Source organism: Amycolatopsis sp. NPDC023774 (genome assembly GCF_040639695.1).
Taxonomy (GTDB): Bacteria; Actinomycetota; Actinomycetes; order Mycobacteriales; family Pseudonocardiaceae; genus Amycolatopsis.
The window spans coordinates 164,079-172,850 of the sequence record NZ_JBFAAJ010000018.1 but is presented as its reverse complement, the minus strand read 5'-3'; the positions used below and the strand labels follow the sequence as shown (position 1 = coordinate 172,850).

Sequence of the window (8,772 nt, the reverse complement as noted above, 5' to 3'; positions counted from 1 at the left end):
GGGGGGGTTGGGGGGGGGGCCCCCCCCCAACGCCACATCGGGGCGCGTCGGATCAGACGTCGCGGCCCGTGAAGCCCCGGTAGACGAACCTCGTGAGCGCCTCGACGGCCTCGTCGTCGCTCGGCGCCGTCCAGCCCGTGGGTGCCGGGGTGGTGAGCCACATCTGCGCGAAGTTGTCGATCAGCTGGTACATCATCACGATGCTCAGCTGTGTCGACGCGGGCAGCTCGTACCCGGCGGCCGTGACGCGCTCAAGGTGTCCCGCGATGTCGGCCGCCTGCGTGACGCCGAAGCTCGCGAGCGTGCTCGCGAACCCGTCGTGGACCATCGACGCTTGGCGCAGTGCCTGCATCGTGGCCGCGTTTTCCTTGTAGAAGTCCCAATACTGGCGCACGTGCCAGCGCACGGCCTCGGGGTCGCTGAAGTCCGACAGGTGGCCCTCGGAGGCCGCCTCCTGGTCGCCCGCCGCGGCCAGGTCGCCCAGGAGTGCTTCGAGCAGCTCCTCTTTGCCGGCGAAGTGGTTGTAGAACGAGCCCGCCGCCCGGCCGGCTTCCGCCGTGATGTCGGTGATCTTCGTGTTCAGGTAGCCCTTGCGCGCGAACACGCGCTTGGCCGCCTCCTTCAGCGCGGTCTCCGTCTCGGCGGCTTTCTCCTTGCGGCTCGTCGCCGTCATCTCGGCACCTCCCTTGACAGGAACGCTAGCAGCGCGCAACCTGAACCCATATTCACTGAATCAAAATTCATCGGAGGGGACATGGACGCCACGGTGCTGATCGCGGGAGCGGGCCCGACCGGCCTCACATTGGCCATCGAGCTGGCCCGGCGCGACGTCGCGGTCCGGCTCATCGACAAGGCCGAGGCGTTCTTCAACGGCTCCCGCGGCGATGGGCTGCAGCCCCGCACGCTGGAGGTATTCGAGGATCTCGGCGTGCTCGACGCGGTGCTGGCCGTCGGCTTGCCGCAGTACCCGATGAAGGTCTACCTGGGCGACGAGTTCGTGCAGGAGCGCTGGATCAGCGACACCGTCGAGCCGACGCCCGCGGTGCCGTACCCGAACATCTGGTTCCTGGGGCAGTCGCAGACGGAGGGAATCCTGCGGGAGCGGCTGTCGTCGTTCGGGGTGCAGGTGGAGCTGGGGGGTGGGACTGGTGGGCTTCACGCAGTCTTCTTCGGGCGTGACGGCTTCGCTGTCGACAGGGGAGACGGTGGAGGCGGCGTACTTGGTCGGTGCCGACGGTGGCAAGAGCTACGTGCGCAAGGCGCTGGGGATTCCGTTCGAGGGCACGACGGACGAGTCGATCCGGATGTTGCTCGGCGACGTCCAGGCTGCGGGGCTTTCGCACGACTCGTCGTACTGGTTCGCGCCGGCTTCGTCGCCGATGAGCGGGGTGGCGTTCACTCCGCTGCCCGGCACCCCGCACTTCCAGTTCGGGGCGCCGCTGGGGGAGGGGGACCTGGCGGTGGAGACTTCGCTACCGGCGGTGCAGGCGCGGCTGCTCGGTGTCGGGCGGCGGGATTCGGCTGTTCGACCTCGCTTGGTCGACGGTGTGGCGGCCGAACATCCGCCTCGCTGCTTCGTTCCGCGTCGGGCGGGTGTTCCTGGCGGGGGACGCCGCCCACGTGCACCCGCCGACGGGTGGGCAGGGGCTGAACACCGGGGTCCAGGACGCGTACAACCTGGGCTGGAAGCTGGCTTCCGGTTCCCCCGCGTTGCTGGACAGCTACGAACCCGAGCGGCGCGCGGTGGCGGCGCGGGCGCTGGGGGTTTCGACGGCCTTGATGGAGAAGTACGCAGACGGGGATGAGAACGCCCATCGCCGGGGGGCGGAGACGCAACAGCTGGATGTCGGGTATCGGGGTGGGCCGTTGGCGGCACCCGGTTCCGGCGGACTGCGCGCGGGCGACCGGGCACCGGACGCGCCGCTGGTGGATGCGAACGGCGAGCAGGTGCGGCTGTTCGAGCTTTTCCGGGGGCCGCACGCCACGGAGCTGATCTTTGGTTCGGGTACTGCCCGTTCGGCGGTGCCGGCGTATCGGATCCTGCCTGCCGGGTCGGTGGCGTCGGGCTCGGACCTGGTGGACGGGGGCGGGCACGCGTACGCCGCGTACGAGGCCGCGGCGGGCCGGCGGGTTGTGGTTCGACCGGACGGGTACGTGTGGTCGATCGCGAGCGAGTGAGCCGGGCTTGGTGTCAAGTCCGAGTTCCCCCAGCTCCGGCGAGTTGTGGACAACTCGGGCCTTGATCAGCTTGGCCACGGGTTTCGTCGGTGGGGCCGGCGGAATGGCCTTGGGGACGCCCTCTTCGCGAGGCGGTTTCCAGCGGTCGTTGCCACACTGCTGGTGGGTGGTGAGTGACCGTTTCATGCGTTCGACGGGGCTGTCCCCGTCGAGGGTCATGCGGGGCCGGTCGTTGAGTTCGGCCGCGACCAGGTGTTGGGCGCGGTGTGGACTGCCAGCCCGGTGGCTGTGGGGAAGTGTCGGCGGGTCGCAGAAGTGGACCGGCAGCATGTTCGTGGCGTGGGTGCACTGGCCGTGTAGGTGCATTCTCGCTGCCGTGGTCCCAGGTCAGTGACCGCCGCAACTGCGCGGGCAGGGCCTGGGTCTTGGCGACGAGGGCGTGACGGACGGCGATCGGGGTGTAGTCGCCGGGCAGGCGCAGCAAGAACACGTAGCGGGTGGTGTGCTCGGCCAGTGGTCCGATCGAGGACCGGTTGAACGCTCCCACGATCAGGTCACCTGCCCGGGCCGCGATCAGGATCCGCTCCTGCGGCCTCAGAAACCGTGCCGACACCACCGTCGGCGGCGCGGCCACAACCGCCGCGGCTCGCCCGCGAGGTGAGACTTGGTCTCGACCTCGCGTGGGCATCGGCAACTCCCGGCCACTCAGGTGCGGCAACGATCCCTGAAAACCGCCGGAGGGGCTGCGTTGCCGCGTACCTCAAAGAGCCGCCCGAGCCGCCTTGTCGATGCGAGCCCACACTGCCGGCCACGCGGCGCGCGCCTCGGAGCGCTTCAGGAGTTCGTGCTCCGCGATGCGGCCCGCGATGAAGCCCAGCTCGCCGTCGGCGTCGGGCAGGAGGCCGCGGACCTTCTCGGCGGCGATCACGGCATCCTGATGGTCGCCGAGGACGGTCTGCAGTTTGCGGGTGGCCTTCATGAGGGTGGTGAGCTGCGCGGCCTGCTTCTTCTTGGCCGAAGAACTGGCCAGCTCGACGGTGTAGCGCAGCTTCTTGCCGTGGATGCGCAGGGCGTGCAGGTCGTCGTCGGGCGGGTCGGCGGGCAGGGCGCGCACAGCCTTGTCCAGGCGTTTGTACGGCTTGCGCACGTCGGCGGCCAAGCTGCCGGGCGCCGGCGGCGTGGAGTCGATCTCGTGGTCCGGCGTGCGGGTGAGCTGGGCGACGCGCTGGAGCAGGACCGCGTAGCGGGTGCTGGACAGGGCACGCGTGAGGCGCCTCCGGGCCGCGCCGCGTTCCGCGACGAACTTCGACACCAAGCGGCGCCCGGCGGCCTGGTCGCGGACCTCGAAGGTGGCGATCACCTCGCGCAGGTGGCCGATCAGCACGTCGTAGTCGCGGACTTCGCCGAGGGACTTGCCGAGCCAGCCCAGCTCGGCGCGCACGGACTCGGCGGAGTCGCCGAGGAGTGCTCCGGAGGTCTTCAGCACGCTGCGCATCCGCCGGAGGGCGACGCGCATCTGGTGCAGGTCTTCGGGATCCGTGCCGCTGCGGGTGCCGGGCTCGCGGGACAGCAGCTCGCGCAGCTCGTGGTCCAGCTTGGCCCGGATGTGGGTGGCCGCCGGGTCCCGGGGGCCGGCTTTCGCGGGCTCGTCGGGCAAGCCGAGCTCGGCCGGAGTCGTCGGCTTTGGCGCGCGGCCGCGGGTCGAGGAGGGCAACGATTCGGTGGTCACAACATGAATGGTAAGTGAACACGCAGGCAGAAGGGCTGTGAGCTGTGACGAAACGGGGGCGCGCCCCTGGTGGAACGCCCCCCGTTTCCTGAGCCGATCAGTTCGCGTGCAGCGCTTCGTTCAGCTCGATCCCGACGCCGGTGCGCGACACGACCTCCACCGCGCCCGTCGCCGAGTTCCGCCGGAAGAGCGCACCCGAAATACCCGAGATCTCCCGCGCCTTCACGGTCTTGCCGTCCACGACGACCTTCGTGCCGGCCGTGATGTAGAGCCCGGCCTCGACCACGGAGTCGTCGCCGAGGGAGATCCCCACGCCGCCGTTGGCGCCGATCAGGCAGCGCTCACCGATCGCGATGACCTCCTTGCCACCGCCGGAGAGCGTGCCCATGATCGATGCGCCGCCGCCGACGTCGCTGCCGTCGCCCACGACCACACCCGCCGAGATCCGGCCCTCGACCATGGACGCGCCGAGCGTGCCGGCGTTGAAGTTCACGAAACCCTCGTGCATCACGGTCGTGCCGGACGCGAGGTGCGCGCCCAGGCGCACGCGGTCGGCGTCGGCGATGCGCACGCCCGTGGGCAGCACGTAGTCGACCATCCGCGGGAACTTGTCCACGCCGTACACAGCAACGGGGCCGCGGGTGCGCAGCCGCAGGCGGGTCTGCTCGAAGCCTTCGACGGGGCACGGGCCGTGGCTCGTCCACACGACGTTGGCCAGCTTGCCGAAGATGCCGTCGAGGTTCTGCCCGTGGGGCTGCACGAGCCGGTGCGACAGCAGGTGCAGCCGCAGGTAGGCGTCGTGCGCGTCGGCGGGGGCGGCGGCCAGGTTGCCGATCGTCACGCGCACCGCGACGACCTCGACACCGCGGTCGGTGTCGGGCCCGAGCAGTGCCGCCGCGGCGTCGCCGAGCAGCTCGGTGGTCTCGGCGGCTGACAGCCGCTCGGTGCCACTGGTGCCGGTGCCGGTCAGCTTCGGGTGCGGGTACCAGGTGTCCAGCACCGTCCCGTCGGACGCGACGGTGGCCAGCCCGACGCCGACGGCGCCGGTCGTTTCGGGGTCAGGGGTCTGCTCGCTCACGCCGGTCACGGTAGTCGAGCCACGCGCCTCAACCCGTGGTGGCCTGCTGGCTCACGAGCTTCTTCACCGATGTGAGCGCACCGGAGATGGTGATCAGCGCCTGCGTGCAGGGGCCGCCCGCGGTGGGCACGGTGGTGCAGCCCGCCCCGCGGAACGCGCTCACGCCCTGGTCCAGCGCGGCCGCCGCGTGGTCGAGCGCCACGTCGACGGTCTTGCCGGCCGCCGCGCGCTGGTGCACCGCCGCGGCCGTGCCGCCGACCTCCGTGACGAACTTCTCGCAGCCCTTCGGCAGCTGCGTCTGCGGGGTCGTGTAGCAGGCGTCGGCGGACAGCGCGTCCAGCTTGATCGGCAGGGCGTCAGGACCTGGCGAGCCCGGGTTCGGGCCGGGCGTGGGGCCCGCCTCGGAACCGCAGCCGGTCAGGACCAGGGACAGGAGGACGCCGCCGAGAGCGACCAGGGAGCTTCGCGTGCGCACGTCCCTCACGGTAGCCCTCGCGCCGGGTCGGTACGGTGCCGGTATGACCTCGCTGGACCTGCGCGCCGACCCTGCCGACCTCACCGCCGCCCTCGTCGACGCGTTCAGCGTCTCCGGCGAGGAGGGCCGGCTCGCGGACGCGGTGCAGGCCGCGCTCACCGAGCAGGCGCCGCACCTCGAGGTGGTTCGCAACGGCGACGCCGTACTCGCACGCACGAACCTCGGCCGCGGCTCGCGCGTGATCCTCGCCGGGCACCTCGACACCGTGCCGGAAAACGCCAACCTCCCGTCGCGTCGCACCGGTTCCGGCGAGGAAGAGCTCCTCCACGGCCTGGGGTCCGTCGACATGAAGGGCGGCGACGCTGTGTTCCTGCACCTCGCCGCCACGCTGCCCGAGCCGAAGCACGACATCACCTTCGTCTTCTACGACAACGAAGAGGTCGAGGCGGTCAAGAACGGCCTCGGCCGCATCGAGCGCGAGCTGCCCGAGTGGCTCGCCGGTGACCTGGCCGTGGTCGGCGAGCCCTCCAACGGCACGATCGAGGCCGGCTGCCAGGGCACGCTGCGCGTCGAGATCCGCACCAGCGGGACCCGCGCGCACACCGCCCGCGCGTGGATGGGCGAGAACGCGATCCACGCGCTGGGCGAGCCCCTCCGCCGGCTCGCCGGGTACGCGCCGCGCGTGGTCGACATCGACGGCCTCACCTACCGCGAAGGACTGCAGGCCACGAAGATCGCCGGCGGCGTGGCCGGCAACGTCGTGCCCGACGCCGCCGTGCTCACGGTCAACTTCCGCTTCGCGCCGGACCGCAACCCCGCGCAGGCCGAGGCCCACGTGCGTGAGGTGTTCGACGGCTACGATGTGACGCTCACGGACCTCTCACCGGGCGCGCTGCCCGGTCTTTCGGCCCCGGCGGCCGCCGAGCTCGTGGCCGCCGCCGGTGGCCGCGCCGCCGCGAAGCTGGGCTGGACCGACGTCGCGCGCTTCGCGGCGCTGGGCATGCCGGCCGTGAACTTCGGCCCCGGCAACCCGAGCCTCGCGCACACGCAGCAGGAACACGTGCACGTGGCGGAGATCCGCCAGGTGGCCGACGTCCTGCGCAAGTTCCTGGGCTGACGCCCGACCGGCCGCCACCACCGCCCCCCAATGCGGCATTGGGTGCGTTGAGCGCGCCGAACGCCGCATTGGGTGCTCGGCCGTGACGTGGCGGTCGCGGCCGAGCGGGACTCACGTTCCCGCGCGAACGGCCTGGATGTCGAGCTTGATCTCGATCGTCGAGCCCACCATGACCAGGCCCTTGGCCAGCGTCTGCTGCCAGTTGATCGTGAAGTCCTCGCGGTGCAGCTCGGTCGTGGCGACGGCCCCGAGCCGGTCGCCGTTCCAGGTCCGCAGGCCCAGGTAGCCGGCGTCCAGCCGCACGCCGCGGCTGGCTCCGTGCAGGTTGAGCGTGCCGTCGATGCTCCAGCGGTCGCCGGGCGCGCGGCGGAACCGGTGCCCGTGGTAGCGGATCTGCGGGAAGCGGCGCACGTCGAGGAAGTCCGGGGACCGCAGGTGCTCGTCGCGCTTGTCGGCCGAGGTGTCGATGCTCGCGGCGTCGATCACGACCTCGACGGTGGAGTCCTCGATCTGCTTGCCGACGACGATGCTGCCTTCGAAGCTCCGGAACCGGCCGTGCACCTCGCACAGCCCGATGTGCCGCGCGATGAACCGGATGGCCGTGTGGTCGGGGTCGAGCACCCATTCGCCCGGGTCGGGCAGCTGGCGGTTCTCGTCCGGCACGAGCCGCAGGTCATCGAGGGAAGTGTGGTCGCCGCTCACGACCTCGACGGTGCTGTTCTTCGCCTGATAGCCCCGCGCGCTCACCGACACCGCGTACGTCCCGGCCGCCAAGGTGCTCACTGCCAGGCCGAACTCGTCCGCGACGACCTTCGTCTGACGCTGGGTGCGCTTGTGCAGCATCACCATCTGCGTGCCCGGGAGCGGGCGGCCGTTCTCATCGCCGACCCGCACGCTGAGGAGTCCGGCTTCGGCGTTGAACGTCACAGGGCCGCCACGCTGTCCGTTGTGTCGCTTGCGCCCGAACACGTCGTCTCCTCTGCTCGACTTTGTCGGGGCACGTTATCAGCGCCGTCAACAGAACCCGGGTTGCGTCACGCTGAAGCCGCCGGGAAGCCCAGGAGCGGTTCCGGCGTGGGGGCCTGAGTGTTGCAGACCCCGGCGCCGGGTTTCAGCGGCCTTCGAGCGAGCGGACGTTGTCGCCGAATGTCCAGTTCTTCGAGCCGTCCCAGTTGATGGACCAGGTCATCAGGCCCTTCACGCCCGAAACGGCGCGGTAGGACTGCGAGACGAGGTCCGGCGCCATATACCCGCCGCCCGCGCCCTGCTGGGCCGGGAGGCCTGGTACCTGTTTGTCGAGCGGCACCGTCACCGTCGTGCCCTGCACGACCAGGCCCTCGGCGAGGCAGTTCGTCTGCGCGGTGAAGCCCTGCACGGTGCCGGCCTCGTACGAGTCGCCCGAACAGCCGTACATGGAACCGTTGTAGTACTGCATGTTCAGCCACCACAGACGGCCGTTGTCGGCGAACTTCTTGATGATCGGCAGGTACGAGCCCCAGATCGAGCCGTAGGTGACGCTGCCGCCGGTCACGTAGGCGGTTTCGGGTGCCATCGTGAGGCCGAAGTTCGACGGCATCTGCGCGAGCACGCCGTCGATGATGCGGATGAGGTTCGCCTGCGAAGCCGAGAGCGAGTTGATGTTCCCGCTGCCGGTCAGGCCGGTCTCGATGTCGATGTCGATGCCGTCGAAGTTGTACTTCTTGAGGATCGGCACGATCGTGCTCACGAACTTGTCCGCCACCGTCGACGAGGACAGGTCGATGCCCGCCGCCGCGCCGCCGATGGACATCAGGATCGTGGCGCCCGAGGCCTTCGCGGCGCACATGTCGGCCGGAGTCGCCACCTTCACGCCGGCGTCCATGCCGTCTTCCCACAGCACTGTGCCGTCGGATCGGATGACGGGGAAGGCCGCGTTGATCACGTTGTAGCCGTGGGACTCGATGCGCGCGTCGGTGATCGGGACCCAGCCGAGGCCCGGGTGGACACCGTTGGCGGCGCCGTCCCAGTTCTCCCAGTAACCCTGCAGCACCTTCCCGGCGGGCTTGGACTTCGCCGCGCACATGTCGGCCTGCACCGACGCGCCGGCAGTCCCCGTGAGCCCCGCCAACGGCAAGGCGAGCGCGGCGGCCAGCACCGCGCCGAAGATCCGTGACCTGCGACCGAACATACCGGCTCCCGTCTCGCGACAAGGCTGT

The 8,772-nt window shown here is 70.6% G+C and carries 7 protein-coding genes and 1 pseudogene; 2 read left to right on the top strand and 6 right to left on the bottom strand.

Features of this window, described 5'->3' with window-relative positions; all coding sequences use genetic code 11:
• Nucleotides 1-52 precede the first annotated feature (52 nt).
• Complete coding sequence (locus AB0F91_RS30700; protein ID WP_360603061.1) at nucleotides 53-673, bottom strand: TetR/AcrR family transcriptional regulator; 621 nt, start codon at nucleotides 671-673, stop codon at nucleotides 53-55.
• 81 nt (nucleotides 674-754) lie between these two features.
• On the opposite strand from AB0F91_RS30700, the pseudogene AB0F91_RS30695 reads away from it, so the two are divergent.
• Nucleotides 755-2,178, top strand: a pseudogene (locus AB0F91_RS30695) (FAD-dependent monooxygenase).
• Nucleotides 2,179-2,938: 760 nt separating this feature from the next.
• Here the strand turns inward: AB0F91_RS30695 and AB0F91_RS30690 are convergent.
• The 3 genes from AB0F91_RS30690 to AB0F91_RS30680 all read right to left on the bottom strand — a co-directional run bounded on the left by AB0F91_RS30690 (nucleotide 2,939) and on the right by AB0F91_RS30680 (nucleotide 5,460).
• A complete protein-coding gene (locus AB0F91_RS30690) occupies nucleotides 2,939-3,907 on the bottom strand; it encodes a CHAD domain-containing protein (protein ID WP_360603059.1) in 969 nt (322 codons plus the stop codon).
• Nucleotides 3,908-4,004: 97 nt separating this feature from the next.
• Entirely contained in the window at nucleotides 4,005-4,985 is a 981-nt protein-coding gene (gene dapD, locus AB0F91_RS30685) for a 2,3,4,5-tetrahydropyridine-2,6-dicarboxylate N-succinyltransferase (protein WP_360603057.1), read from the bottom strand.
• Nucleotides 4,986-5,013: 28 nt separating this feature from the next.
• Entirely contained in the window at nucleotides 5,014-5,460 is a 447-nt protein-coding gene (locus AB0F91_RS30680) for a hypothetical protein (protein ID WP_360603055.1), read from the bottom strand.
• Nucleotides 5,461-5,503: 43 nt separating this feature from the next.
• On the opposite strand from AB0F91_RS30680, the gene dapE reads away from it, so the two are divergent.
• A complete protein-coding gene (gene dapE / locus AB0F91_RS30675) occupies nucleotides 5,504-6,577 on the top strand; it encodes a succinyl-diaminopimelate desuccinylase (protein WP_360603054.1) in 1,074 nt (357 codons plus the stop codon).
• Nucleotides 6,578-6,688: 111 nt separating this feature from the next.
• On the opposite strand, the gene AB0F91_RS30670 is transcribed toward dapE, so the two are convergent.
• A complete protein-coding gene (locus AB0F91_RS30670; protein ID WP_360603052.1) occupies nucleotides 6,689-7,546 on the bottom strand; it encodes a YceI family protein in 858 nt (285 codons plus the stop codon).
• 142 nt (nucleotides 7,547-7,688) lie between these two features.
• A complete protein-coding gene (locus AB0F91_RS30665) occupies nucleotides 7,689-8,744 on the bottom strand; it encodes a chitinase (protein WP_360603050.1) in 1,056 nt (351 codons plus the stop codon).
• Nucleotides 8,745-8,772 lie beyond the last annotated feature (28 nt).